Origin of the sequence: Methylobacterium sp. J-092 (assembly GCF_022829325.1) — a bacterium.
GTDB lineage: Bacteria > Pseudomonadota > Alphaproteobacteria > Rhizobiales > Beijerinckiaceae > Methylobacterium.
Genome location: NZ_JAKSXU010000045.1, coordinates 1 through 23,057 on the forward strand (window position 1 = coordinate 1; position 23,057 = coordinate 23,057).

25 protein-coding genes and 1 pseudogene are annotated in these 23,057 nt (G+C 68.6%); 10 read left to right on the forward strand and 16 right to left on the reverse strand.

Features of this window, described 5'->3' with window-relative positions; genetic code table 11:
- Window positions 1–129, forward strand: a pseudogene (locus MKK60_RS02560) (IS5/IS1182 family transposase); the annotation flags it as partial.
- A 237-nt stretch (window positions 130–366) separates the two neighbouring features.
- On the opposite strand, the gene MKK60_RS02565 reads toward MKK60_RS02560, so the two are convergent.
- Genes MKK60_RS02565 through MKK60_RS02575 form a run of 3 tightly spaced genes read right to left on the reverse strand, consistent with a single transcriptional unit; the run spans window position 367 to window position 1,925 of the window.
- A complete protein-coding gene (locus tag MKK60_RS02565) occupies window positions 367–903 on the reverse strand; it encodes a hypothetical protein (protein WP_243983795.1) in 537 nt (178 codons plus the stop codon).
- A 25-nt stretch (window positions 904–928) separates the two neighbouring features.
- A complete protein-coding gene (locus MKK60_RS02570; RefSeq protein WP_243983797.1) occupies window positions 929–1,705 on the reverse strand; it encodes a LysE family transporter in 777 nt (258 codons plus the stop codon).
- Window positions 1,706–1,721: 16 nt separating this feature from the next.
- Window positions 1,722–1,925: a hypothetical protein gene (locus MKK60_RS02575; RefSeq protein ID WP_243983798.1), complete on the reverse strand. Its 204-nt coding sequence runs from the start codon at window positions 1,923–1,925 to the stop codon at window positions 1,722–1,724.
- Window positions 1,926–1,961: 36 nt separating this feature from the next.
- On the opposite strand from MKK60_RS02575, the gene MKK60_RS02580 reads away from it, so the two are divergent.
- Entirely contained in the window at window positions 1,962–3,353 is a 1,392-nt protein-coding gene (locus MKK60_RS02580; RefSeq protein ID WP_243983800.1) for a helix-turn-helix transcriptional regulator, read from the forward strand.
- Here MKK60_RS02580 and MKK60_RS02585 read toward each other — a convergent pair.
- The gene (locus tag MKK60_RS02585) at window positions 3,316–4,284 is read right to left on the reverse strand and encodes a PfkB family carbohydrate kinase (RefSeq protein WP_147858497.1); all 969 of its coding nucleotides are present in this window, start codon (window positions 4,282–4,284) and stop codon (window positions 3,316–3,318) included. The two genes, MKK60_RS02580 and MKK60_RS02585, sit on opposite strands and share 38 nt — an antisense overlap.
- 53 nt (window positions 4,285–4,337) lie before the next feature.
- Here MKK60_RS02585 and MKK60_RS02590 point away from each other — a divergent pair, with 53 nt between their 5' ends.
- The gene (locus MKK60_RS02590; RefSeq protein ID WP_243946009.1) at window positions 4,338–5,147 is read left to right on the forward strand and encodes a GntR family transcriptional regulator; all 810 of its coding nucleotides are present in this window, start codon (window positions 4,338–4,340) and stop codon (window positions 5,145–5,147) included.
- A gap of 125 nt (window positions 5,148–5,272) precedes the next feature.
- Here the strand turns inward: MKK60_RS02590 and MKK60_RS28370 are convergent, their stop codons facing one another.
- From MKK60_RS28370 to MKK60_RS02615, 5 genes are all read right to left on the reverse strand, one after another.
- Window positions 5,273–5,935, reverse strand: coding sequence for a helix-turn-helix domain-containing protein (locus MKK60_RS28370; RefSeq protein ID WP_313901109.1), 663 nt, complete (start codon window positions 5,933–5,935; stop codon window positions 5,273–5,275).
- On the reverse strand, window positions 5,833–6,468 hold the full coding sequence (locus tag MKK60_RS02600; RefSeq protein WP_243983804.1) for an NAD(P)-dependent oxidoreductase: 636 nt from the start codon (window positions 6,466–6,468) through the stop codon (window positions 5,833–5,835). Before MKK60_RS02600 ends, MKK60_RS28370 begins: the two co-directional genes overlap by 103 nt.
- Before the next feature lie 168 nt (window positions 6,469–6,636).
- Window positions 6,637–7,032 carry a DUF4149 domain-containing protein gene (locus MKK60_RS02605; protein WP_243983806.1) on the reverse strand — a complete coding sequence of 132 codons (396 nt, stop codon included), beginning with the start codon at window positions 7,030–7,032 and terminating at the stop codon, window positions 6,637–6,639.
- 128 nt (window positions 7,033–7,160) lie between these two features.
- Window positions 7,161–7,439, reverse strand: a complete 279-nt coding sequence (locus MKK60_RS02610) for a hypothetical protein (protein WP_243983808.1) — start codon at window positions 7,437–7,439, stop codon at window positions 7,161–7,163.
- 260 nt (window positions 7,440–7,699) lie between these two features.
- Window positions 7,700–8,074, reverse strand: a complete 375-nt coding sequence (locus MKK60_RS02615) for a response regulator (RefSeq protein ID WP_147840804.1) — start codon at window positions 8,072–8,074, stop codon at window positions 7,700–7,702.
- Between the two features lie 130 nt (window positions 8,075–8,204).
- On the opposite strand from MKK60_RS02615, the gene MKK60_RS28375 reads away from it, so the two are divergent.
- The 3 genes from MKK60_RS28375 (at window position 8,205) to MKK60_RS02625 (ending at window position 10,609) form a co-directional block, all read left to right on the forward strand.
- Window positions 8,205–8,330, forward strand: a complete 126-nt coding sequence (locus tag MKK60_RS28375; RefSeq protein ID WP_279603942.1) for a hypothetical protein — start codon at window positions 8,205–8,207, stop codon at window positions 8,328–8,330.
- 181 nt (window positions 8,331–8,511) lie between these two features.
- On the forward strand, window positions 8,512–8,982 hold the full coding sequence (locus MKK60_RS02620) for a regulator (protein WP_243983810.1): 471 nt from the start codon (window positions 8,512–8,514) through the stop codon (window positions 8,980–8,982).
- Window positions 8,983–9,331: 349 nt separating this feature from the next.
- Entirely contained in the window at window positions 9,332–10,609 is a 1,278-nt protein-coding gene (locus MKK60_RS02625; protein ID WP_147725579.1) for a cation:proton antiporter, read from the forward strand.
- A gap of 132 nt (window positions 10,610–10,741) precedes the next feature.
- On the opposite strand, the gene MKK60_RS02630 is transcribed toward MKK60_RS02625, so the two are convergent.
- Window positions 10,742–11,122 (reverse strand): ComEA family DNA-binding protein, encoded by a 381-nt coding sequence (locus MKK60_RS02630; protein WP_243983812.1) that lies wholly within the window; start codon window positions 11,120–11,122, stop codon window positions 10,742–10,744.
- 405 nt (window positions 11,123–11,527) lie between these two features.
- On the opposite strand from MKK60_RS02630, the gene MKK60_RS02635 reads away from it, so the two are divergent.
- From MKK60_RS02635 to MKK60_RS02650, 4 genes are all read left to right on the forward strand, one after another.
- Window positions 11,528–12,568 carry a 2-keto-3-deoxygluconate permease gene (locus MKK60_RS02635; RefSeq protein ID WP_279593283.1) on the forward strand — a complete coding sequence of 347 codons (1,041 nt, stop codon included), beginning with the start codon at window positions 11,528–11,530 and terminating at the stop codon, window positions 12,566–12,568.
- A gap of 1 nt (window position 12,569) precedes the next feature.
- A complete protein-coding gene (locus tag MKK60_RS02640; RefSeq protein ID WP_243983813.1) occupies window positions 12,570–13,877 on the forward strand; it encodes a four-carbon acid sugar kinase family protein in 1,308 nt (435 codons plus the stop codon).
- A complete protein-coding gene (gene pdxA, locus MKK60_RS02645; RefSeq protein ID WP_147726469.1) occupies window positions 13,874–14,881 on the forward strand; it encodes a 4-hydroxythreonine-4-phosphate dehydrogenase PdxA in 1,008 nt (335 codons plus the stop codon). Before MKK60_RS02640 ends, pdxA begins: the two co-directional genes overlap by 4 nt.
- Window positions 14,882–15,036: 155 nt before the next feature.
- Window positions 15,037–15,816, forward strand: coding sequence for a DeoR/GlpR family DNA-binding transcription regulator (locus tag MKK60_RS02650; protein ID WP_243983815.1), 780 nt, complete (start codon window positions 15,037–15,039; stop codon window positions 15,814–15,816).
- A gap of 19 nt (window positions 15,817–15,835) precedes the next feature.
- Here MKK60_RS02650 and MKK60_RS02655 read toward each other — a convergent pair whose 3' ends face one another.
- From MKK60_RS02655 to ugpB, 6 genes are all read right to left on the reverse strand, one after another.
- Entirely contained in the window at window positions 15,836–17,338 is a 1,503-nt protein-coding gene (locus tag MKK60_RS02655; protein ID WP_243983817.1) for a short-chain fatty acid transporter, read from the reverse strand.
- Window positions 17,339–17,536: 198 nt separating this feature from the next.
- Window positions 17,537–18,583: an alpha/beta hydrolase gene (locus MKK60_RS02660; RefSeq protein WP_243983819.1), complete on the reverse strand. Its 1,047-nt coding sequence runs from the start codon at window positions 18,581–18,583 to the stop codon at window positions 17,537–17,539.
- 26 nt (window positions 18,584–18,609) lie between these two features.
- The gene (locus MKK60_RS02665; RefSeq protein WP_243983820.1) at window positions 18,610–19,725 is read right to left on the reverse strand and encodes an ABC transporter ATP-binding protein; all 1,116 of its coding nucleotides are present in this window, start codon (window positions 19,723–19,725) and stop codon (window positions 18,610–18,612) included.
- The gene (gene ugpE / locus MKK60_RS02670) at window positions 19,725–20,546 is read right to left on the reverse strand and encodes a sn-glycerol-3-phosphate ABC transporter permease UgpE (protein WP_243932763.1); all 822 of its coding nucleotides are present in this window, start codon (window positions 20,544–20,546) and stop codon (window positions 19,725–19,727) included. Before ugpE ends, MKK60_RS02665 begins: the two co-directional genes overlap by 1 nt.
- 11 nt (window positions 20,547–20,557) lie before the next feature.
- A complete protein-coding gene (locus MKK60_RS02675; protein ID WP_243983822.1) occupies window positions 20,558–21,439 on the reverse strand; it encodes an ABC transporter permease subunit in 882 nt (293 codons plus the stop codon).
- Window positions 21,440–21,469: 30 nt separating this feature from the next.
- The gene (ugpB, locus tag MKK60_RS02680; protein ID WP_243983825.1) at window positions 21,470–22,813 is read right to left on the reverse strand and encodes a sn-glycerol-3-phosphate ABC transporter substrate-binding protein UgpB; all 1,344 of its coding nucleotides are present in this window, start codon (window positions 22,811–22,813) and stop codon (window positions 21,470–21,472) included.
- Window positions 22,814–23,057: the final 244 nt, after the last annotated feature.

A 23,057-nucleotide genomic window follows, 5' to 3' on the forward strand; every position in this document is an offset into this window, starting at 1 on the left:
AGCTTCGGCTGGATCGCCCGCTGCCGCAGGTTGGCTCGCGACCACGAGGCTACCCCGTCCTCTGCGCTCGCCTTCTTCGTCCTCGCCGCAGCCATGATCCTCGTCAGACGGATCGCCCGAGCTTTATGAAACAGGGTCTGAGAGCGCACCGGCCGCCAGAGTGATGCCGCCGAGGATCGCCCGACGCGTGCCGTCCACCATCGCCAAGAATCCCTTCGACAACCAAGAGAGGAGAATCACGGTATTTCTAGGCTTCGATCTATATGATTGGCTCATTCGCGCAAGTGATTGTCTTGATGTATAAGTAATTCAAATCAAAAATTATCAATGTTCAGCGATAATAATGCAAATTGAATCACAGAATTACTATCTCTCCATCCCGTTTTTTGTATCGGATCGATTGCAGCGGTCCATCGCCGCAAGTGCGCCCTCGATACCCGAAACGTCGAAATCAGCATCTCCCTCGGGAAACCGAACGAAAACCGTCCGGCTCAGCGACAGCTTGCGGACTTCCCTGTCGAGTATACGACAGTACAGGATCGTCCCCTTGCCGATCCAGGTTGGGACGGGGCTGATCGTTTCGTTTCCGGTGATCAGATCTGATTTGAGACTTTCACCCTCCGACCAATTCCATCTTTCATACGACAGCATGAATACGATTTGCCCGTCCGATCTCGTAATCCCGACCGAATTTTGAGCTCCCCCGTCCGTCATGTCGCGATAGGAATGGGTCATTTGACAGGGAAGCGGATCGTTGTTTCGAAGTGTCTTATTGATGTCCCAGCCTTCGACGGTTTCGATGAACATCTCCTCCCGTGAATCGACGGGAGCCGAAGACAGCAACAATCCTGCGGACAATATCAATGCAATTTTGTGACGATATTGAAATTGCATATCCATCATTCCGAATCGTAACGGGGACGCCGACCTAGGGTGCGTTCCACGGCCCGGCCATACAGTGGGCGGAGGATGTCGTGACCGGTGGCGAGGGTGTCGCGGTCGCCCGGTCGGTCCCGCGCGGCCCCTCGGCACCGATCGGGGGGCCGGCCGATCGTGTCCCGTCTCTGGGCGGACCGTCCAAAAGGCCCACCCAGCGGCCGTCCAACCCCCGAGCCAGCAGGCTCAACGCGAGGACGGCGAGGAGGAGGCCGGCGGCCTTGTTCATCCGGCCGAGAACTTGATTGGTGACACAGCGCCGGAACAGGGACACGGCGGTGTTGAGCACGACCCACCAGCTGAGCGAGCCCAGGAAGACGCCGGACGCTAGCGCCGGAAGCGGCGCGGCCGCGCGCGCGAGGAGGGCCGGCATGGCGGCCAGGAACAGCACGGGGGTGATGGGATTCGCCAGGGCCAGCACGACCGCGCTGCCGTAGCTCGCGGCGAGGGTGTGGCGGCGCTCGCCGCTCACGTGCAGGACCGAAACGCTGCGAAGCACCCGGATTGCGAGGCCGAGCAGCACCGTCCCCGAGACCAGGGAGAGCACGGCCCCGTTCGAGAACGCCGCAGCCAAGTCCGCGCTCCAGCGCACCATCAGCCCCCCGTATGTCAGATGCACGGTGGCGACGCCGAGCCCGGTGGCGACGCCCGTCGGCAGGCCCCCTGCCAGCGTGCGCTGGACGCAAAGCAGGCTCGTCGGCCCGATCGGCGCGGCGATGGTCAGCCCAAGGCTCGCGCCGGCGAGCAGGGCCGTGGCGATGACGCCCATGGCGGCGGCACTGCGTTCAGTCGTCTTCCCGGCGGTCGAGGGGCGAGGCCACCGCCCGGGGCTCGGGCGCGGCATTGTCGGCGTCCGGGCACTCGATTTGCGCGCGCTCCAGGGCCGAGGATGCTTGGGCGCAGGCGATGTCCGGCATGTCGTTCAACTCGTCGGCCCGGATCCCGGTGCAGGACAAGACGACGATGAGGCTGGCGACGATTGTTCTCATGGCTGATCCTTCCGCGAGCCGACAATCTAGGGATGGTTGAACCCCGAGCATCCTCCGTCTGGCGGATGGCACCGCCTGCGCCGCCGCAGGCCCGCCGCGGACGTCTCGGCCGAACAGGAAAGCTCCGCCACGTCAGGCCTTTGCACGGCTTCACCCACGACGCTGGATGCCGCGTCGTCGCCGCCCCCGGCGAGGCGACGCACCGGCGAACCTGCCGGAACCGGGCTCGCGGCGCCGTCCCTCGTCGCCGGCATCATCCGTTTGAGGGATACCGCCGTCGATTTTGGACTGATATTGGTCTTATCGCGATCAGCGGGATCACCGTGGGGCGTGCTGATGCGGGAAGCTCTCATCGACCGGATCTACGAGGCTGCAGGCACTCCCGAGCTCTGGCCGGAGGTCCTTCAATCTCTTGGCGATACGGCGAACTCGGATGGTGCCGTGCTCATGGTGCTGCCCCCCGTCGGCATGCCCCGGTGGATCGCCTCACCGACTTTGGAGCAGCGCCTGCGTCATCACACGACCACGGCTTCCTGGCGCGGCAGCGGGCGCACGGCGCAGTGGCGCACCCTGGCTCATGCGGGCTTCATGCGCGACGTCGACCTCGTGCCGGGCTCCCATGACGGGCGGCCCTGCGAGGTCGACGCGCCGTTCTGGCAGGTGGGGACGACGATTCCCCTGGCGACCGGCGACGTCGCGATCATCACCGCCGAACGCCGGGCCCGGACCGGCCCCCATGAGGCCGCCATCCTGCCTCGGCTCGACGCCCTGCGGCCCCATCTCGCGCGTGCGTGCCAACTCGGCGCCCAGTTCGGCTGCGAGCGCACCCGCGTGGCCACCATGACGCTCAACCAGATCGGGCTTCCCGCGGCGGTCCTGTCGGCCTCGGGGCGGGTGTTGACCATGAATGCCCGCATGCAGGAGCGGGAGGAGGTCCTGCCGCCGGGCCAGCACGGCGGCCTGCTGTTCAAGAGCCTGATCAACAGCAAGCTGCTGCAGGATGCGATCGGCAACGTCGTCGGCGGCCGGCATGCGACGCAGAGCATGCCGGTGCGCGGCTATTCCGACCACCGCCCTCAGATCGCTCACGTCATGCGCCTGGACCGGCACCCCGGCGACGTCTTCGGTGCCTCGGCGGTGCTGCTCGTCCTCGTGCACGTCGGCGCGTGGGCCGTTCCGGATGACGGCCTCCTGAACCTGCTGTTCGACCTCACCCCGGCGGAAGCGCGCCTGCTCCAGGCGCTGGCCGGGGGCTCGCGCCTGCAGAGCTACGCCGAGAGCGTCGGCGTCCAGACAAGCACCGTTCGCACCCAGCTCACCTCGATCTTCAACAAGACCGGGACCAAGCGGCAGGCGGAGCTGTTGAGCATCGTCGCCTCGCTCTCGATGTTCAGCGGGCAGACGGCGCCGTGCCTGGATGCGGCCTGAGTCGAGGTCCGGCTTCGTCCAGGAAGGCGGCCAACGCCTGCGCGGTCGGAAAGGCGTCGAAGGCCCCGAACCGGCGGGTCGTGAGGGCGCCGCAGGCCGCGGCCTGCCGCAGGGTCGCGTCGAGGGGCTGTTGTGCGAGCAGGCCCGCCATCAGCCCGGCCGCGAAGGCGTCCCCCGCCCCGACCGTATCGACCGCCGTCACGGCGAAGGCCGGCTGGCGCAGGGGCGGCACTCCGCGGCGGAACGCGATCGCGCCGCACTGCCCCAGGGTCACCACCAGGAGCTCGAGGCCGCCGTCCAGCAGGGCGGCGATGGCCGGCGTCGCGGCCCGGGCCGCAGCGATGGCGTCGGGAGCGCCGAGGCCCAGATCGGCCGCCTCCACCGCATTGACGACGAGGATCGCAGTGTCGGCCAGGATCGCCGGGTCGAGGGCACGCACCGGCGAGGGATTTAGCAGGGTGGGAAGACCCCGCGTCCGAGCCAGGGCGAAGGCCTCGCGGATGGGGGCGTCCGGCGATTCGAACGTCGCCGCCACGAGGTCCGCCTGCCCGACGCGGGCGGCAGCGGCTCGGACGTCCTCCGCAGCGAGGGCGAGGTTGGCGCCGAGGCAGACCGCCAGGCAGTTCTCGCCGGCTGCATCGACGAAGGCGACGCCGGCGCCCGTCGAGCCGGCATGCGGCACCAGCATGGCCTCGGAGAACCCGACCTGCGCGAAGGTCGCGCGGACCACCGGGGAGAACACGTCCGTGCCCACGGCAAAGAGCCCGTCAACCGTGACGCCGAGCCGGTGCGCGGCGAACGCGAGGTTGAAGCCCTTGCCGCCGGGCTCGGCCACGAAGGCCGAGCCGTCGAGGGACTCGCCCGCCTGCGGCAGCCGCGCGACCTTGACCGAGCAGGCGATCACGAAGCTTCCGATGACAAAGACACGCATGGAGCGCTCCGAGCCGATCCGATATAAGCCTCTGTACCGGAGGTCGATCGGACGTGCGCCCCAAAAATCGGACGATGCAGGGGGAGGTCGACCGGGACATCGCGAGCGGCGAGCGTCCCTCGGTGCTGTCTCTGTTGCGCCTGCGCGGCGACACCGCGATGCCGCTCTACCGGCAGATCGAGGGCCAGCTGCGCGAGCTGATCCTCTCGGGCTCGCTGCCGCCGGGCGTCATCCTGCCGGCCGAGCGCCAGCTCGCCGACAGCCTCGGGGTCAGCCGCGTCACGGTCCAGCGCGCCTATGCCGAGCTCAGCGACGACGAGTTTCTCGTGCCGCGCGGGCGCTCCGGCTTCCTCGTGCGCCGTCCCCCCGAGCCCGTGCGCCCGGGCATGGATCGGCTCAAGGGCTTCACGGAGGAGATGCGGGAGCTGGGGAAGATCCCGTCCTCGCGCATTCTGGAGCGGACGGTCACAGAGGACCGCTCGATCGCCTCGATCTTCGGCCTCCCCTCGACGGCCCCGTTCCTGCGCCTGACGCGCGTCCGGTCGGGCGACGGCGTGCCGATGTCGCGCGAGGTCGCCTGGTACAACATCCGCGCGGTGCCCGCCCTCGAGACCGGCGACCTTTCCGGCTCGGTCTACGCCTTCCTGGGCGAGCATCCGGGCGGCCGCCTCGTGCGCTGCGAGCAGACGGTGGAGGCGACCATGCCGACGGCGGACGAATGCGAGATCTTTGCCTTTGAACGGCCCCTCCCATGCCTGCTGATCAAGCGCCACAGCTACAACCAGGACTCGGTCATGATCGAGTACGTCGAGGGCTTGTTCCGGGGCGATGCCTATCGCTATCGGCTGAATCTGAGCGCGTAGCGACTGAGATCCGACGTCTGATCCCTCCTCGCGTGGACTGCTTCGAATGGATGAACCCATCGGCTTGGGTTGGATGGATAGGAGCTTCGATGCTTACGGCTTTGGCTCGAAGGTCTGTGCCTGCTTTACCGCTCAGCGCGCAGTGACTCGCGGGCTCCGGCCGGCCCCGAAGCTACTCCGCCGGTGGTTCTGCCCAGTCGGCGGACCTGGGACGGAGTCAGGGCGAAGCGCTTGCGGAAGGTCCGATTGACGTAGGACAGGTCTCCGAAAGCGACATCAAAGGTGATCGCACTCACCGGGCGGGCATCCTCGGCCTCGATGAGGCGCTGCATGGCGCGGTTGAGGCGTCGGTCGAGGACGAAGCCCGACAAGGTCTGGCCCTCCGCCTGGAACATCGGCTGGACTTGGCGGCTGGAGACGCGCTGGGCCTGTGTGCCACGGTCGCCAGGCTGAGGTCCGGATTGCCAAGGCCTTGCCGCCGCGTTGGAAGGGCGCCAGCGAGGCGCGGATGGCCTCGGCGGGCGCGAGGTCCGAGACCGGCAGGATGACGTAGACGGAGGCGAACATGACGGGTCGACCTGGGCCTCGGGCGGGAGCCGCGCCGCTCCGAGGGTAACGCATGCCGCGTCACGGCATCCGATACGGGTCACGGAATTTTTGGATGCCTGGGTCCGGCCGTGGTCGATCAGCCGATCAGGACGACGGCCTTTCGCACGTAGGTCGGCTGGTCGACCTGCCCGACGATGAAGTGGGCGACGTCGGCCCGCGCGATCAGGCCGTTCCGCCACTTTGAGGGCTCGGTGAGAACCTTGTAGCGGCCGGTCGCCGATCCGGGCGTGAGAACCCCTGGCCGAACGAACGTCCAGTCGAGGTCGCTCTTGCGGATGCGCATCTCCTGCGCATCCTTGTCGTCGTAGGCGCGACCGAAGACGAGGCGGAACGGGACGCGCTGAAGCAGGCCGATGGAGTCTCTGCTATCGCCCGTGCCGAAGCCGGTGACGGCGACAAGGCGCTTGACCCCGGCTTTCTCCATGGCCGGTACCAGCATGTTGGTCGCGTCCGAGAACAGCGTCACCGGGCCGAGCAGATCCTTGACCGGCACCCCGAGCGCCTGGACGACGACGTCAACGCCGTCGAGGGCGGCGGCGACATCTCCAGCCTTCAGCGCGTCACCCGTGAAACGCTCCAGACCCGTACCGGACAGGGTCATGGTCGTGGCCGAACGCGCGAAAGCCCGGACGCGATGTCCGGCCGCGAGCGACGCTTTCACGGTCTCCAGGCCGATACCTTTGCTGGCGCCGATGACGAGGACGTGGGCCATGGTCGTTTCCCGGTTGGTTGAATGCGCGACGAGACCCCATCAACCGCGGACGCGCCATGCGGTCGCTTGACCAGCCTCTCTACGGTTCGGTGATCGAGCTGTCCTGAAAGCCCGAGATATCGTTGGCATGCCCCCGGGCATTGCAAGAGTGCCCCTGATCGGACGCGGCTAGGCGGAAAGTCTCAGGATTACTGCGGAGGACCCAACGATGTGAGCCAGGGTCACCAGGACCGATCCGGTATGAAGGATGCCGAAGCGAGCGCGATTACCCATGTCGGTCGCGCCATTGATGGCCGGCATGAGTATCTGGCGCGCGAGGAGCGCCGTGACGGCGATCAGTCCCAGTATGAGTGCGGATGCCCTATCGATGGTGGCTGTCAGCGCCGCGCCACCGAGGGCGCACACCATGACGAAGATGTAGAAATGCGGGAAGGCGCGGCGCAGCAGTGGGCCTGCCGCGTCGGCGGGCAGCGCGCTGAACAGAAACGAAGCGAAACCGAACGAGTACAGGACCATCCCGCCGAACAGGAGGGCCGTCACGAGAATAGCCGCTTGCGTGAGCATCGGTTCCAAACCTCAATGGCTTTCAGATCGCCCTCGTGGGCGGCATCTGTTTCGCTCGGCTGATAGCCGTCCCCTGCGTCCTGAAACGCCTCTCCGCTTCACGCGCGAGGTCAGGGGATGGTCGGCACTCAGATCGAGTCTTCCGATGCTTGCTTGGCACAGGCCCTGAACACATCGCCGATCGCCAAGTCGGCATGCGCATTCATGCTCGCGGCATCATTGAGGCAGGACAGCACATCCTTGCGCGGAGCAGCTATTGCGCTGGATTTCTCTAGCTGCTGCAGCAGACGATCACGGTCCGCGCCCGTTGCGGCACTCCAGTCCCGCAGGGTGTCCTGCGGTTGCAAGGCCAAGGCTGGCGTCGCGATCGATCCCAGCATCAAAATCACGAAAGCGCGAACCGGCATCTTGGATTTCCCCCATCAAAGTGGTCCTGGAACAGTCGCCGGCTACTTGTTCGCATCGCCTCAAGGCGCTTGGTGAACGAGCACAAGAACGGTGGTCCGCTTCGGCAACCGTAGTTTTTATGCTTGCACCGACTGGTAGAAAGGCGCGACTTCCCCAGTCGGCGGGCCCTGTCCCAGGTCGCGCCGCCCTTGCCTGCATCACGCCTCCCCATGGCCTTGTCGACGAGGGGCTTGGCACCGACCTTGACGTCGAGGGCGCCCTACTTGGCGTCCGCGACGGCCTCCACGACATCCCGCGTGCTGTAGGGCTTGGACACGAAGTGGCCGTGATCGGGGACCTCCTCATCCGCCAAGCGGTGTCGCCCGGAGGTCAGGACCAGTCGGATATCCGGCCACGAGGCGTAGACGCGCTCCGCCAGCGTCTTGCCGCACATCGAGCCGGGCATGTCGATGTCGGTGAACAGCACCCCGACATCCGAGCGCCGTTCGAGGATGTCCCAAGCCTCATCGGCGTTGCCGGCCTCGATCACCGTCAGGCCTGCGTCCTCAAGCATCTCGGCGGCGCATAGGCGAACGAGATCGTCGTCCTCGACCACGAGGATCACCGAGGCATCCAAGGGGCGCTTCGCGGACATGGGCGATCAACGAGCCATCCGCACGTTTGTTGCAGCCGAGGCATCCCTGGGCTGAAGCGTCGCGCATGCCGGCCTCGACCTGAAGAGATCGGGGAAAGCGCGACCGGAGCCGGGACGACCTTGGCGGGTTATGTCCCGGGACCTCGCCTGGCGCCTCGGCCCGGACGACCAGGTCACGGAGGGCGACAAGCGCCAGACGGAAATCCGCAACTTCATCGAGGCCATGGCAGTCCCGAGGCGGAGCGAGAGGCGCTGACCGGAGGCCCATGTCAGGGACGGACGTGATCGCCCGGTGACGTCGGACGCATGACGGATCGGCGAAAAAGCCGCGTATCGATTCATCGCGGAGGACGTTGCGTCTACGTCGAACCATCCGAAGCAGCTGAAAACAGCGCGTCCGCCGAGTGCGGCGGGATGGGGGAACGGAAGGAAACAAAATGTCCAAGCATACGTTCGACGAAACCAACATTACCTGGCGGACCCTGGACTGGCTGCCGCACATCGCCTTCTTCGTCTACAAGGTCGACGAGGAGAACCGCATCGTCGACGTCGTGTTCAAGTTCGCCGCCAACCAGCGGGTGATGCTGCACCGGCACAAGAGCCCGTACGTGACGCTGGTGATGCAAGGTGAGTTGAGGTTCTACCGCGAGGACGGAACCCTGAAAGAGACCCGTCCGACGGGCAGCTACGTCTCGGGCGTCGCGAACGCCGACCCCCACATGGAGGGTGGCGGCGACGAGGATGCGATCGTCTTCTTCAGCAACCGCAATATCGAGGATGCGCTCTACGAGTTCCTCGACGATGCGGGCAATCCCGTTCAGGTCCTCGGCATCGCGGACTTCAAGGCGCAGCTCCAAGAGCAGATCGCGACCGGCACCTTCGCGAAGGTCGCCGCTCGAGCAGCATGACCCCAGCGAGCGCCGGGAAAGCGAGCTGCATTCCCGGCGAGGCAGCGTTCCAAACCGCGAAAAACCGTTGGCCCAACCGCAACTTCGCGTGGCCGGAGCGTCGTAGCGACGGCGTGGTTCCGCCACCGCGCGGCTGCGACGTTCGGCCTTCTGCCCTGCCGTCAGCTTGTCCTTGTCAGTGCCGCTCGCCTGCAGATGGGCTTGGAGTCCCGCTCTGCCGCGAATTCGAACCGCTTCCCGCGGCCGACGGTCGGAAATCGACGATAGTTTGTGGTGTCCCGCAGGTCGCCAGGGTCGCAGAGGAGCCGGTATCGGGAACGTGACCGCACCTGGGACGGTTCGCCCTGAAATGGAAACCTATGTCCTCGTCGTCGCCGGGTTCGGTGTCCTGGTGCTTCTGACGGCATGGCTGCCGATGGTGCTCCGGGTCCTGCCCCTGTCCTTGCCGATCTGCTGCGTCGGCATCGGTGCCGCCCTGTCGCTCGTCCCTGCCATCGGCGAGCTCACCCCGCATCCCGGCACGCACCCCACGCTCGTCGAGCACGCGACCGAGGCGGTGGTCGTCATCTCGCTGATGGGAGCTGGTCTGAAGATCGACCGTTTCATCGGCTGGAAGCGCTGGTCGATGACTTGGCGTCTGCTCGGCATCGGCATGCCGCTCACCATCCTGGCCCTGACCCTCCTTGGGTCGGCCCTGCTCGGGTTGGGCGCTGCGGGAGCCCTGCTTCTCGCCTCGGCGCTGGCACCCACCGACCCGGTGCTCGCTTCCGACGTCCAAGTCGGAGAGCCTGCCGAGGACAACGAGGACGAGCCCCGCTTCGCCCTGACCTCCGAGGCCGGCCTCAACGACGGGCTCGCCTTCCCCTTCGTGAACCTCGCCATCGCCCTTGCGGGGACGAGTGGCTTTGCCGGCGTACCCTGGTCACACTGGTTCGCGGTCGACGTCCTCTGGAAGATCCTCGTCGGCGCCGTCCTCGGCGCGCTGATCGGGCGGGCCTTGGGATGGTTGACCTTCCATCTCCCCAACGTCTCGAAGCTGTCCCGGACCGGCGACGGCTTCGTCGCCCTCGGGGTGACCTGCATCGCCTATGGCTGCGTCCAGGCCGTCGACGGTTACGGCTTCGTGGGCGTCTTCGCGGCGGCCCTGGCCCTGCGCGCCTCCAGCCACGGGCATGACTATCACCGCAAGATGCACAGCTATGCCGAGGAGCTCGAGCGCCTGCTGATGATGGTGCTTCTCGTGGGCTTCGGAGCCATGCTGGCCGCCGGAGGGCTGCTCCAGGCCCTCACATGGACAGCCGCCGCCTTCGCCTTGATCGCGATACTGGTGGTTCGACCCCTCGCGTGCTGGCTCGGTCTTCTCGGTAGCGGTCGATCCCGCGAGGATCGTGCGGTGGTCAGCTTCTTCGGCATCCGCGGCCTCGGGACGGTCTACTACCTGTCCTTCGCCATGGGCCACGCGACGTTCGCACAGGCGGACCTTCTCTGGGCCACGGCCAGCCTGACCGTGCTGATCTCCATCCTCATGCATGGGGTCTCGGTCACGCCGGTCCTGCGAGCGCTGGATCGGCGGATGGGACGGGATACGGAAAGCGCGCAGCTCGACCTGACCCTGTCCCACCCCTGAGACGCGGGTGCCAGCGAGGGTTCCGGACGCTAGAGAATTTTGCGTGATCCCTGGATCACGGGAAATTCTCTATCTTGTTGTGGAATCGCATTTTCTTCACGCGGGCAGCGATCCACCTCGCTCGAGAATGCTCTAGGTCTTGCCGACATCGACGTCGCGCTCGACGCCGCCCGTCTTGCCACTGAGACCTGGCACCTCGTCGAGCTGCCGCAGACTGGTGAAACGGCCACGCTCCTCACGGTACCGCACGATCTCGAAGCCGTGGCCCCTCAACGCCGCTACGGTGTCGAGTTCCTCGGCGGTCGCGGTGTTCAGGTCGATCATCACACGCCTTTCTGTGGAATGGGGAAAGCCGGAAGGGGAGCCATGGGTTTCAGGCTCGGGTGACGCACCGGTCCCGATCCCGAGGAATCGAGAGAGGCCGTTCGAATCGGCCGAAACCACCGGCAGGATCTGCATCACGTCCCCATGCTCCGCGAGCTGGCTGCGCGCGCCGGGACGGGAGATGTCCATGGCCACATCGGCGTGCGTTCGTCCGCCGGGTCGGCACGACGCCGGGCGGATACCGGCGCCAGCAGGCGGGGACCTGACCGACGGCCCTGAAAGGCTTGTCCGGGCGACGGGCCGGAGAGGCCGCCCTCGGCCGAGCACCGCATCGCGGGTGGCCCTTGGACCAGTCACAACCGCCTCGTCCCACGCAACGTCTTCGCGCCGCGTGCGCGTCACCTGTCTAGGATCGACACGGCGCCCCATGCGGCATCTGTCGTGCTGGTCGAACGTTTAGGATCGCGCGGTTTGAACGACTTTGTAGACAAACTGCGCAAACAGTGCAGAATGAATGCGCTGCATGACCTCGTTGTGGGTTTGATCAGCACAAGAATGAAAAATCTGCGCAAAATGCGCAGGGAGGAGCCCGAGATGCAGATCCCGATCAAGCGGGCGATCGAAGCCGTGCCCGGCGGCATGATGGTGGTTCCGTTGCTCGCCGGGGCGCTCATCGCCACCTTCTTCCCCGGCACGCCGAAGCTTTTCGGCTCGTTCACGGGCGCCCTGTTCTCCGGGGCGCTGACCATCCTGGCCGTCTTCTACGTGTGCATGGGGGCGAGCATCGATTTCCGCGCGACGCCGTACATCGCCAGGAAGGGCGGCACCCTGCTGCTCGTGAAGGTCGGCATCGCCGTGCTTCTGGGCCTGGTCTTCGGACGCGTCCTGGGCGAGGCGCCGGTCGCCGCCGGCATGTTCGCGGGCCTGTCCACCCTGGCCGTGGTCGCCGCGATGAACGACACGAACGGCGGCCTCTACATGGCGCTGATGGGCCAGTACGGCCGCCCGCGCGACGTGGGCGCCTACACGGTCATGTCGCTGGAGAGCGGGCCGTTCCTCACCATGGTCACGCTCGGGGTCGCGGGACTCTCGGCCTTTCCCTGGCAGACGCTGGTCGGCGCCATCCTGCCGCTCCTCGTCGGCATGATCATCGGCAACCTCGACCGCGAGATGCGTGCCTTCCTCGGCCGCGCCATCCCGGTGATGATCCCGTTCTTCGCCTTCGCGCTCGGTGCGGGGCTTGACCTCACCAAGGTCTGGCAGGCGGGCCTCCTCGGCCTCGCCATGGGCGTCGCCGTGGTGGTCGTGACGGGCATCCCGCTCTTCTTCGCGGACCGGCTCACCGGCGGGACCGGGGTCGCGGGGATCGCCGCCGCCTCGACGGCCGGCAACGCCGCGGCGGTGCCCGCGATCGTGGCCTCGGCCAACCCGGCCTATGCCGACGCCGCAGGTCCGGCGACGATCCTGGTGGCCGCCTGCGTCGTCGTCACGGCCATCCTCGTCCCCGTGGCGACCGCCTGGGCCGCGCGGCGGTTCGGCGATCCCGTGGGGGCCGACGGCGAAATCGCGGAGGTCACGGGGAGCGCACCTGCCGGCCGCACGGCCGAGCCGGACCGCGTCGTCGCCGGGCGCTGACATGGCCGAGCGCTGGCTCATCCTCGCCGACGACCTGACCGGCGCCGCCGATTGCGCCATCGCCTTCGGTCGTCGCGGCCGAGCGGCGGCGGTGACGTGGGGAACCGCGACGGGATGCGGGTCGGCGGATCTCCCGGTGCTGTCCTACGATGCCGACAGCCGGGGCCTCTCCGCCGCGGCTGCCGCGCAGCGGCACGCCCAATGCCTGAGGCGCCTCCATGATCCGGACCGGATCCTGTTCAAGAAGATCGACTCGACCCTGCGCGGCCAGCCCGCCGCAGAGACCGCCGCCGCGATCCGTCACCTGAAGGGCCGCGCCGAGGCCGGCTTCGCCGGAACCGTGTTCGGGATCTGCGCCCCGGCCTTTCCGGCCACTGGGCGGACGACCGTCGGCGGGCGCGTCCAGGTCGACGGGCGCCCCCTCGAGGAGGCCGAGGTCTGGGCACGGGACCACAGCTACGCCAACGCCGACCTAGCTTTCGTGCTGGGCACGGCCGGGATCCGGACGATGGCCGTGCCGCTGGTCACGGTGCGCGGCCCGGGCTTCGCGTCGGCGCTCGGGCAGGTCGCCGCCACGGGCGACGTCGTCGCCGTCTGCGATGCCGAGACCCAGGCGGATCTCGATCGCATCGCCGCCGCGGGCCTGCGCATCGCCGCCGAGGGCCTGCGCATCGCCGCCGCGGGCCCGTCGGGCGGGCTGGCGCCGTTCTTCGTCGGCAGCGCCGGCCTTGCCCACGCCCTCGCAGCGGTCGAGGCGAGGCCGGCGCTCGCGCCGTTGCGGATCGCGTCGCGCCGGGGCGGCAGCTTGATCGTGGTGGGATCGCTTGCGACGACCTCCCGCGCGGCCAGCCGCAAGCTCGCGGCGCTCGACGGCGTCGTCCACCTGCCCGTCTCGTCCGAGACCCTTCTCGGTGATCCGGGCGACTTGGCCGCTGCGGTCGCGCGCGTCGCGATCGCGATCGCCGCCGGGCACGACGTCCTGGTCGAGATCGCGATGGCGGGCGTTCCCGATATGGCCCTCGGCCCCCGCCTCGTGCATGCCCTCGCCGACGCGCTCGCGCCGTTGGGCGCCGCGATCGGCGCGTTCGCGGCCACCGGGGGCGAGACCGCCTCCGCCCTCCTGTCGCGCTTCGGCGTCGACGGGATCCGCCTCGTCGACGAGATCGAGCCCGGCGTGTCCCTCGGCCTCACGCTCGGCCGCCTCGCCATCCCCGTCGCGACGAAGGCGGGCGCCTTCGGCGACGCCGACAGCCTCATCCGCATCCGCGAGCGCTTGCGTGCGGTCCGCATCGAAGGAAGCTTCTCATGACACGTCCGACCATCGCCATCACCATGGGTGACCCGGCCGGCATCGGCCCCGAGATCATCATGAAGGCGCTTGCCCATGCCGAGGTCCAGGCCCTGTGCCGTCCGCTGGTCGTCGGCGATGCCGGGCGCCTGCGGCAGGCGGGCGAGATCGTCGGATCGCGGGTACCGGTCGATGCCCTGGCCGATGTCGGCGAGGCCGACTTCGACACGGGGGCGGTGCAATGCATCGACCTCAAGGTCGTCCCCGCCGACCTGCCGTTCGGGCAGGTGTCGCCGGTCGGCGGCGAGGCGGCCTACCGCTTCATCGCCAAGGCCGTCGAGCTGGTGCAGGCGGGCGAGGCCGGCGGGATCTGCACCGCGCCCCTGTCCAAGGAGGCGCTTCATGCCGCCGGCCACAAGTTCCCCGGTCATACCGAGATGCTGGCCCACCTGACCGGCACGCCGGAGGTCTCGATGATGCTGGTCTCGCCCAAACTCCGGGTGATCCACGTCACGACCCATATCGGCCTTGTTGACGCGATCGCGAAGATCGAGCCCGGCTTGGTCGAGCGCGTGATCGCGCGGGGGCACGCGGTGCTGGTGAAGGCCGGCATCGCGAACCCGAAGATCGGCGTCTGCGCGATCAACCCGCACGCGGGCGAGAACGGCCTGTTCGGCCACGGCGAGGAGGCGGAGAAGATCACGCCGGCGGTCGAGGCCTGTCGGGCCCGGGGGTGGGACGTGCGCGGCCCGCTGCCGGCCGACACGCTGTTCTTCCTCGCCGGACGCGGCGACTACGACATGGTCGTCGCGATGTACCACGATCAGGGTCACGGCCCGATCAAGGTGCTCGGTCTCGAGGCCGGCGTGAACATCACCGTGGGCCTTCCCGTGATCCGCACCTCGGTCGACCACGGGACCGCCTTCGACATCGCCGGCAAGGGCGTCGCCGACGAGCGCAGCCTGATGGAGGCCCTGCGACAGGCGGTCGACCTCGCGCCGAAGGCGGCACCGGCTTCCGCATAGCCAGCCGGCCCGACCTTCGGCATGATGCGCCCTCCCCTCGATCGGAGCGGAGGGCGGATCGGGCGAGCCCGTGCCGCGCCCGGATCCGCCGTCCCGAAGGGATCGTCCGGGTCGGATCGGGCGCACCGGATCATCTCGGTAGGGTCGTCGTCCTCATGTCGATGCGGAGCAAGGCGCGTCAGGCGCTGCTGCTGGAGGCGCTGAAGCTCGGCGAGATCGACGTCGACGACGTCGCCGCCCGCCTGGACGTCTCCGCCTCCACGGTCCGGCGCGATCTCCAGGTCCTCTCCGCCACCCGGGCCGTCCGCCGGACCTACGGCGGCGCGATCCTCGCCGGCCACCCGGTCGAGACGACCTTGGCCGAGCGGATGGCCGTGAACGGGCCCGCGAAGCTCGCCATCGCCCGCAAGGCGATCACGCTGGTCGAGGACGGCGACACGCTGATCCTCGATGCCGGCTCCACGGTCGCCGCATTCGGGCAGCTCCTCGCCAAGCGCCGCCTGCGCATCGTCACCAACAACCTCGCCCTGCTCCCCGCCCTCGCCGAGGCGCCGGGGATCGAGCTCGTGGTCCTGGGAGGCGCCTTGCGGGCCACCAGCATGAGCACGGTCGGCCCCCTCGCCGTCGAGGCGCTTCGCCTCATGACCGCGGATCACGTCGTCCTCAGCGCCGACGGGGTGGTGGCGGGGCGCGGCCTCTGCGAGGCGAGCCTCGATCAGGTGGCGCTCAAATCCCTGATGATGCGCCAGGCGAACGGGGTGATCGTGCTCGCCGACGCGAGCAAGCTCGGCCGGGCCGAGCAGAACGCCTGGGCGGCTCTCCCGCAACGCTGGACGCTGGTCACGAATTCGGACGCGCCGAAGGATCAGATGCAGCGTCTCGCGGATGCCGGCGCCGCCGTCCTCGTCGGCCATGGCGCATCGCGCAAGATCTGACCCTCCCGCCGCCTCGCCCTCACGGCATGACGGGCGGATGGTAGGTCAACGTGAAGGCCAGGGCCCAGAGCAGGAACAGCACCAGCGGCAGGTGCACGATGAGCTGGAGGAAGCTGAAGCCGACGATGTCCCGGGCCTTCAGGCCGATGATGCCGACCAGCGGCAGCATCCAGAACGGGTTGATCAGGTTCGGCAGCGCCTCGGCGGCGTTGTAGATCATCACCGCCCAGCCGAGGTGGACCTTCAGCTCGTTGGCTGCCTGGAGCACGTAGGGCGCCTCGAGCAGCCACTTGCCGCCGCCCGAGGGCACGAAGAAGCCGAGGATCGCCGAGTAGACGCCCATCGTCAGCGGGAAGGTGCCGGCGGTGTTGAGGTTGACGAAGGCATGGGTGATCGCATCGGACGCCGAGGCGCCGGCCGCGTTCTTCGGCACGGTCAGCATCCCGCTGATCGCCGCGTAGAGCGGATACTGGATCAGGATGCCCGCGATCGCCGGCACCGACTTCGAGACGGCCACGAGGAAGCGCTTCGGCCGCCAGTGCAGCAGCAGGCCCAGGGTGAGGAACAGCAGGTTGTAGGTGTTGAGGTTCGAGATCGCGACGATCCACGACTGACGGGCGAATTCCTGCACGATCCAGCCGCCGGCGATCACCACGAGGAGGATCGTCAGGAGCGGCGAATGCTCCAGCCACTCCCCGGGCTGGCGCGGCGGCGGGATGTCGGTCGACTCGCGGCTCACGTCGACGCCCAGGGTCTCGGCGGTGACGGCCGTCGCCCCGCGCGGCGCCGAGGCGTAGGCGATCGCCACCGAGACGACGAACAGGATCGCCGCGATCAGCATCGACTGCCACAGGAAGATGGTCTCGCTGAACGGGATCACGCCGGAGATCGCGAGCAGGCTCTTGGTCAGGCTCGCAGGGTTGGCCTGGAGCTGCGCCGCCGAGGAGCTGAGACCGAGCGCCCAGGTCGCGCCGAGCCCGAGATAGGCCGCCGCGCCCGCGGCCCGGTAATCCATCCGGAGGTCCGTCCGCCGGGCGAGCGCCCGGACCAGCAGGCCGCCGAAGATCAGGCTGAGGCCCCAGCTTAGGAACGACGAGAGCATCGTCGCGCCCGCCACGAAGCCGACCGCCCCGCGCCCGGTCCGGGGCACCTGCGCCATGCGCTCGATCAGCGCCCGCACCGGCGGCGAGACCGCCACGACGTAGCCGCCGATGGTGACGAAGGCCATCTGCATGGTGAAGGGGATCAGGCTCCAGAACCCGTCCCCGAAGCTCTTGGCGACGGACGCCGCCGGCGCGCCGTTGGCCAGGACGCCGAGGGCGACGATCACGACCGCGATGGCGACGAAGATGAAGGCGTCCGGAAACCAGCGCTCCGCCCAGGCGGTGAAGCGGATGCCGAGGCGCTCGAGCGTCCCGGCCGCCGGCGCTGTTCCGGGATCCGTTGCCGGCGCGGGATTGGACGGCACGGCCTGGGAGGGCCGGGGCTTGGACGGGGCCGGATCAACGGGCGCGATCGCCATGGATGTCCTCTGGGCTTCGGCTCTTCGCGGCAGGAGCCGCATGGATGACACGCCCTCGCTCGACCTCGAAGGCGTGCCCCGATCAAGATCGTGACAGGCGGCCGCGATCGTGGAGGCGGCCGGTTCGTCTGCGGGCCGCCGCATCCCCGCAGGCCACGTCGCCCGAGGCCTGTCGCGGGCGACGTGGCGGCCCCGGGTTCAGCGCGCGAGATGCCGGTCGAGGAAGGACGCGATCTCTTCGAACGCCTCCTTCACCTCCGGCACGCGATCGTCCCGGTAGAACTGCGCGTGCGACTGCCCCTCGAAGACCTGAAGCGCGGCCTCGACCCCGGCCTGCCGAAGCTTGCGGTGCATCCGGACGGTGTTCGAGAGGAGGAGGTCGCGCGTGCCCGTCGTCAGGATCGTCGGCGGGAATCCGCGCACGTCTCCGTTGATCGGCGAAAGCAGGGGATCGGAGAGATCGTGCCCCGCGGCGTAGAATTTCGTGGCCGCGTCGCAGAATCCCGCCGGCGAGACCAGCACGTTGTCCACCCTCGCGTTGGTCTGGAACGAGTCGCCGCGTTGCGTCGCGTCCGACATCGGCGTGCCGGGTGCGATGGCCCCGGGCAGCGGCAGGCCTTCCGCCTTGGCCCGCAGCATCATCGCGAGGGTCAAGGCGCCGCCGGCCGAGCTTCCGAAGACCGCGATCCGGCCGGGGGCGGTGGTCCGAAGCACGGCCTTGTAGACCGTCATGCCGTCGTCGAGCGCCGCCGGAAAGAACGCCTCCGGCGGCATCCGGTAGTCGACCGCGATCACTTTCATCCGGCCGAAGCCGGCCAGCAGCATGGCCTCCGGCAGGGCGGCCTCGCGGGGGTTGAGGACGTAGCAGCCGCCGTGGACGTGGATCGCGATCCGCTCCCGGTTCGCGGCGGGGATGTCGGTCGGGGTGATCGTGTACGCCCGCACGCCGTCGATCGTCGTCGGCGCCACGGTCACCCGCAGACGCTCGGACATCGGCCCGATCTGCGGGGCGGCAAGCGTCGCGAAGCCGTCCGAGAGCTGCTTCCAGCTGTCCGGGGTCGTCGGCGGCTTGTCCCAGTTCGTCCGCAGCGGCTGGGCGATGATCGCCTGCAGGGCCGGGCTCACGGTGTCCGGTACAGGAATCGTCTTGGCCGGCACCTCGCGGGGCGAGGGCGGCGCCGCCTGCGCCCACGCCGCGGACGGGCCCGCGAGGCAGGCGAGGAGGATGGCGGTCACGAAGCGCATGCGGTGCGTCCTCCGATGGAACACGGTCAGGCCCCCGCATCCGCACGCGAGCCGGCTTCCCTCACGCGCGAGGATGCGAGGGCCGGCTCGATCCGCAAGCCGGTCGCCTCGTCGAAGACGTGGATGTGGGCTGCGGGAAACGACACCCGGATGGCGTCGCCCACGGGCGCGCCGTTGGCGATCTTGAGCGTGAGCGACGCCCCGCCCGGGCGTCCGGCATGCACCAGCATCTCGGACCCGAGCAGCTCCACGACCTCGACCGGCCAGGTCATGCCCAATGCGTCGAGCACGACATGCTCCGGCCGGATGCCCAGCACCACCCGGTGGCCGTCGGGCCGGTCGAACCGCCAGGCCCCGAGCGCGACGTCCGCGTCCGCCACGCGTACCGACGTCCCGTCGCGACCGAGGGTGCCGAGAAGCAGGTTCATCGCCGGCGAGCCGATGAAGCCCGCGACGTAGGTGTCGGCCGGGCGCTCGAACACCTCCGTCGGCGTCGCCAGCTGCACCGGCACGCCCTGGTGCATCACGAGCAGCCGGTCCCCGAGCGTCATCGCCTCGACCTGATCATGCGTGACGTAGAGGCTCGTCACCTTCAGCCGGCGCTGGAGGCGGCGGATCTCGCCGCGCATCTGCACCCTGAGCTTCGCGTCGAGGTTCGACAGCGGCTCGTCGAACAGGAACAGCTTCGGGTCGCGGACGATGGCGCGCCCCATGGCGACCCGCTGGCGCTGGCCGCCGGACAGCTGGCGCGGCTTGCGCTCGAGCAGCGCCTCCAGGCCCAGGAGGGCCGAGGCGGCATCGACCTTAGCCCGGATCTCGGAGCGGGGAAGGCCGCGGATCTTCAGCGCGTAGGCCATGTTCTCGAACACGCTCATGTGCGGGTACAGGGCGTAGTTCTGGAACACCATGGCGATGTCGCGCGCCGACGGGTCGAGGCCGGTGACGTCGCGCCCGTCAATCAGGACGCGCCCGGCGGACGGCGTCTCGAGCCCCGCCACGATGCGCAGGAGGGTGGATTTCCCGCAGCCCGACGCGCCGACGATGACCAGCATCTCGCCGTCCGCCAGGGCGAAGTCGACGCCCTTCAGGATCTCGTTGTTGCCGAAGCGCTTGCGCAGGCCGTCGAGTTTCAGGCCCGCCATCACTTGTCGCCCTCCGTCAGGCCCTTCACGAACCAGCGCTGCATGAGGAGCACCACCGCGACCGGCGGGACCAGCGCCAGCACCGCCGTCGCCATGACCTTGTTCCATTCGGTGGCGGTGTCGACGCCGACCATCTTGACGATGCTGATGACCACCGTGTCGAGCTTCGGATCGGTCGCGACCAGGAGCGGCCACAGGTACTGGTTCCACCCGTAGACGAACAGGATGACGAACAAGGCCGCGATGTTGGCGCCCGAGACCGGGATCAGGATGTCCCGCAGGAAGCGCAGGGGCCCGGCCCCGTCCATGCGCGCCGCCTCCACGAGCTCGTCCGGAACCGCGAGGAACGTCTGCCGGAACAGCAGCGTCGCCGTGGCGGAGGCGACGAGGGGGATCGTCAGCCCCGTGAAGCTGTTGATGAGGTCGAGGGAGGCCATGACCTGGAAGGTCGGGATCAGCCGCACCTCGACCGGCAGCATCAGCGTCAGGAAGATCAGCCAGAAGGCGGTCATGCGGAAGGGAAAGCGGAAGAAGGTGACCGCATAGGCCGAGGGCAGCGACAGGGCGATCTTTCCGAACGCGATCGCCAGCGCCATCGCGGCCGAGACGAGCAGCGAGCGCCAGACCGGCCCGGCCCCCGCCGAGCCGTTCACCAGCACGTCGCGGTAGACGCCGAGGCCGGAGAGGCGCGGGACGAGCGAGACCTCGCCACGGGCGATCGCGGCCGAATCCTGGGTCGAGCCCGCGACGGCGATCCAGATCGGCAGGGCGAAGAGCAGGATCGCCAGGATCAGCACGGCATGCGGGATCAGAGGGGGCATCCTCCGGCGCATCAGGTGGCGGCCTTTCGCCCGAGGAACCGGAACTGCAGGGCGCAGAGGACGATGACGCCGGCCATCAGCACCACGGATTGCGCGGAGGACGAGCCGACGTTCGCGTTGACGACGCCGTCGAGGTACACCTTGAGGACGAGCGTCTGGGTCGACTGGCCGGGCCCTCCGCCGTTCACCGCGTAGACGGTCGCGAAGGTGTCGAAGGCCGCGTAGACGAGGTCGACCACGAGCAGGAAGTAGACGGTCGGCATCAGCAGCGGCAGGACGATGGTGCGGAACCGGCGGACGCCGCGGGCGCCGTCGATGCGGGCCGCCTCGATGATCGTCTTCGGGATGGCCTGGAGGCCCGCCAGGAAGAAGATGAAGTTGTAGCTGACCTGTTTCCACGCGGCGGCCAGAATTACGAGCCCCATGGCCTGCGTGCCGTCGAGCTTGTAGTCCCAGGCGATCCCGATCCGGTTCAGCCACGCCCCGACGAGACCGATCTGCGGGTGGAACATCAGCACCCACAGCACGGCCGCCATGGCCGGCGCCACCGCGTAGGGCCAGATCAGCATCGTGCGGTAGAAGGCGCGCCCCCGGATCTCGGTGTCGGCCAGGACCGCGAGGACGAGCGCCACGCCCATCGCGATCCCGGTCACGCAGGCGCAAAACACCAGCGTCCGCCCGATCGCAGCGAGGTAGAGCGGATCGCCGAACAGGTCGGCGAAGTTGTCGAGGCCGACGAATTCCGCGCTGGTGCCGAAGGCGTCCTCGCGCTCCAGGCTCGATTTGATCGCCTGGATGGCCGGCCACAGGAAGAAGACGCCGGTCAGCACCAGTTGCGGCAGGATCAGCAGCGCCGGGAGCACCCGGCCCGGGAACAGCATCCGTCGTTCCATCCCACGCGTGCCTTCCGCCGGTCCGCCGCGTCAGCCGCGCGCGGATTTCTGGAAGTCGCGCAGGACGCGGTTCCCGCGCGCGGCGGCGGCGTCCATCGCCGATTGCGCCGTCTGCTGGCCCTGGAGCGCCTTCTCGATCTCCTCGTAGAGGATCGCGCGGATCTCCGGCAGGCGGCCGAGGCGCAGGCCGCGCGAGTTCGAGGTCAGCTCCCCGCGGGAGAGCTGCCGCGCCGGCACGTCGGTGCCGGGATTTTTGTCGAAGTAGCCCGCCTGCTTCGTGGCCGCGTAGCCCGCGAGCGTCACCGGAACGTAGCCGGTGTTCTGGGCGTAGAGGGCGACCTGCTCGGGCTTCGCGATGAAGGCGTAGAAGGCCGCGACGCCCTTGTATTCGGCCTCGCTGCGCTTCGGCGCCGTCATCGCCCACAGGCTGGCGCCGCCGATGATGGAGTTGTTCGGGCGCGGATTCAGCGCCGGCTCGGTCGGCAGGAAGGCCTCGGCGTAACGGAACTTGGCGTTCTTGACGATGTCGGCACGGCCCGAGGACGAGCCGAAGCCGATCGCGGCCTGCCCGGAATAGAAGACCGCATCGGGCGCGCCGTCGCGGCCGGCGTACTTGAAGGCGCCGTCCTTCGACAGGTCCAAGAAGCGCTGGAGCTGGTCGACGAACGGCTTGGTGTTGATGAGCAGTTCCGCGCCGAGGCCGTCGTAGCCGTCGTTCTCGGTGGCGTAGGCGAGGTTCTGGATCGCGGCGTATTCCTCGAACTGGATCCAGGTCATCCAGGCCGAGGTGCTGGCGATGGGCGTGGCCGCCTTGGAGGCGAGGGTGCGGGCCGCCTTGGCGAAGTCGTCGTAGGTGGCCGGCGGCGCGTCCGGGTCGAGCCCTGCCTTCTCGAAGGCGTCGCGGTTGTACCACATGACCGCCGTCGAGGAGTTGAAGGGCATCGAGGCGAGCTTGCCGTCGGCCAGGCTGTAGTATCCGCGCACGCCTGGGATGTAGGCCTTGGGATCGAGTGCGAGCCCGGTCTCCTCCGCCAGCTTCCAGGCCGGCTTGATGGCGGCGCCAGCCTGCAGCATCGTGCCCGTGCCGACCTCGAAGATCTGGACGACGTGCGGCGCCTTGCCGGCGCGGTAGGCCGCGATCGCCGCCGTCAACGTCTCGGGATAGGTGCCCTTGAACACCGCCTGGAGGGTGACATCGGACTGGCTCGCGTTGAAATCGCGCGTCAGCCGCTCGATCTCCTCGCCGTTCGCGCCCGACATCGCATGCCAGAGCACGATGGGCGTCCTGTCGCCGGCGGAGACGGAGGCCGACGGGCGAAGCGCAGCCCACGCGGCAAGACCGCCGACGCCGGCCAACAGGACGCGACGATCCATCCAAAACCCTCCCCGTCGGCGGAACCGCCCTGCCCGTTGTCCTCGGGCTTGAGATGCGATCCCGCGGCACCCGCACCGGACGGCGCGACGCTCATGCCTTCATCATGCACGGACCGACCAGCGGAATAAAGCGCCACGCCGTGCGGTCCCGCGATTTGGCTTCAGGCGTCGGAGGAGCCATCCCCGCTTCGCGCTCCTCGTGGTCGTTTTGCCGGCTTCGCCGCCCCGCCGGAGGCGCCGTCGG

Excerpts from the sequence above, each read along its gene's own strand:
- ugpE (WP_243932763.1), bottom strand. The coding sequence starts at position 20,546 with ATGCCCCCTCTGATCCCGCATGCCGTGCTGATCCTGGCGATCCTGCTC.
- MKK60_RS02575 (WP_243983798.1), bottom strand. The coding sequence starts at position 1,925 with ATGAGAACAATCGTCGCCAGCCTCATCGTCGTCTTGTCCTGCACCGGG.
- MKK60_RS02620 (WP_243983810.1), top strand. The coding sequence starts at position 8,512 with ATGTCCAAGCATACGTTCGACGAAACCAACATTACCTGGCGGACCCTG.
- MKK60_RS02635 (WP_279593283.1), top strand. The coding sequence starts at position 11,528 with ATGCAGATCCCGATCAAGCGGGCGATCGAAGCCGTGCCCGGCGGCATG.
- MKK60_RS02565 (WP_243983795.1), bottom strand. The coding sequence starts at position 903 with ATGATGGATATGCAATTTCAATATCGTCACAAAATTGCATTGATATTG.
- MKK60_RS02650 (WP_243983815.1), top strand. The coding sequence starts at position 15,037 with ATGTCGATGCGGAGCAAGGCGCGTCAGGCGCTGCTGCTGGAGGCGCTG.
- MKK60_RS28375 (WP_279603942.1), top strand. The coding sequence starts at position 8,205 with ATGTCCCGGGACCTCGCCTGGCGCCTCGGCCCGGACGACCAGGTCACG.
- MKK60_RS02655 (WP_243983817.1), bottom strand. The coding sequence starts at position 17,338 with ATGGCGATCGCGCCCGTTGATCCGGCCCCGTCCAAGCCCCGGCCCTCC.
- ugpB (WP_243983825.1), bottom strand. The coding sequence starts at position 22,813 with ATGGATCGTCGCGTCCTGTTGGCCGGCGTCGGCGGTCTTGCCGCGTGG.
- MKK60_RS02610 (WP_243983808.1), bottom strand. The coding sequence starts at position 7,439 with ATGCCGGTTCGCGCTTTCGTGATTTTGATGCTGGGATCGATCGCGACG.
- pdxA (WP_147726469.1), top strand. The coding sequence starts at position 13,874 with ATGACACGTCCGACCATCGCCATCACCATGGGTGACCCGGCCGGCATC.
- MKK60_RS02675 (WP_243983822.1), bottom strand. The coding sequence starts at position 21,439 with ATGGAACGACGGATGCTGTTCCCGGGCCGGGTGCTCCCGGCGCTGCTG.
- MKK60_RS02625 (WP_147725579.1), top strand. The coding sequence starts at position 9,332 with ATGGAAACCTATGTCCTCGTCGTCGCCGGGTTCGGTGTCCTGGTGCTT.
- MKK60_RS02630 (WP_243983812.1), bottom strand. The coding sequence starts at position 11,122 with ATGGACATCTCCCGTCCCGGCGCGCGCAGCCAGCTCGCGGAGCATGGG.
- MKK60_RS02640 (WP_243983813.1), top strand. The coding sequence starts at position 12,570 with ATGGCCGAGCGCTGGCTCATCCTCGCCGACGACCTGACCGGCGCCGCC.
- MKK60_RS02660 (WP_243983819.1), bottom strand. The coding sequence starts at position 18,583 with ATGCGCTTCGTGACCGCCATCCTCCTCGCCTGCCTCGCGGGCCCGTCC.
- MKK60_RS02605 (WP_243983806.1), bottom strand. The coding sequence starts at position 7,032 with ATGCTCACGCAAGCGGCTATTCTCGTGACGGCCCTCCTGTTCGGCGGG.
- MKK60_RS02615 (WP_147840804.1), bottom strand. The coding sequence starts at position 8,074 with ATGTCCGCGAAGCGCCCCTTGGATGCCTCGGTGATCCTCGTGGTCGAG.
- MKK60_RS02570 (WP_243983797.1), bottom strand. The coding sequence starts at position 1,705 with ATGGGCGTCATCGCCACGGCCCTGCTCGCCGGCGCGAGCCTTGGGCTG.
- MKK60_RS02585 (WP_147858497.1), bottom strand. The coding sequence starts at position 4,284 with ATGCGTGTCTTTGTCATCGGAAGCTTCGTGATCGCCTGCTCGGTCAAG.
- MKK60_RS02665 (WP_243983820.1), bottom strand. The coding sequence starts at position 19,725 with ATGGCGGGCCTGAAACTCGACGGCCTGCGCAAGCGCTTCGGCAACAAC.
- MKK60_RS02600 (WP_243983804.1), bottom strand. The coding sequence starts at position 6,468 with ATGGCCCACGTCCTCGTCATCGGCGCCAGCAAAGGTATCGGCCTGGAG.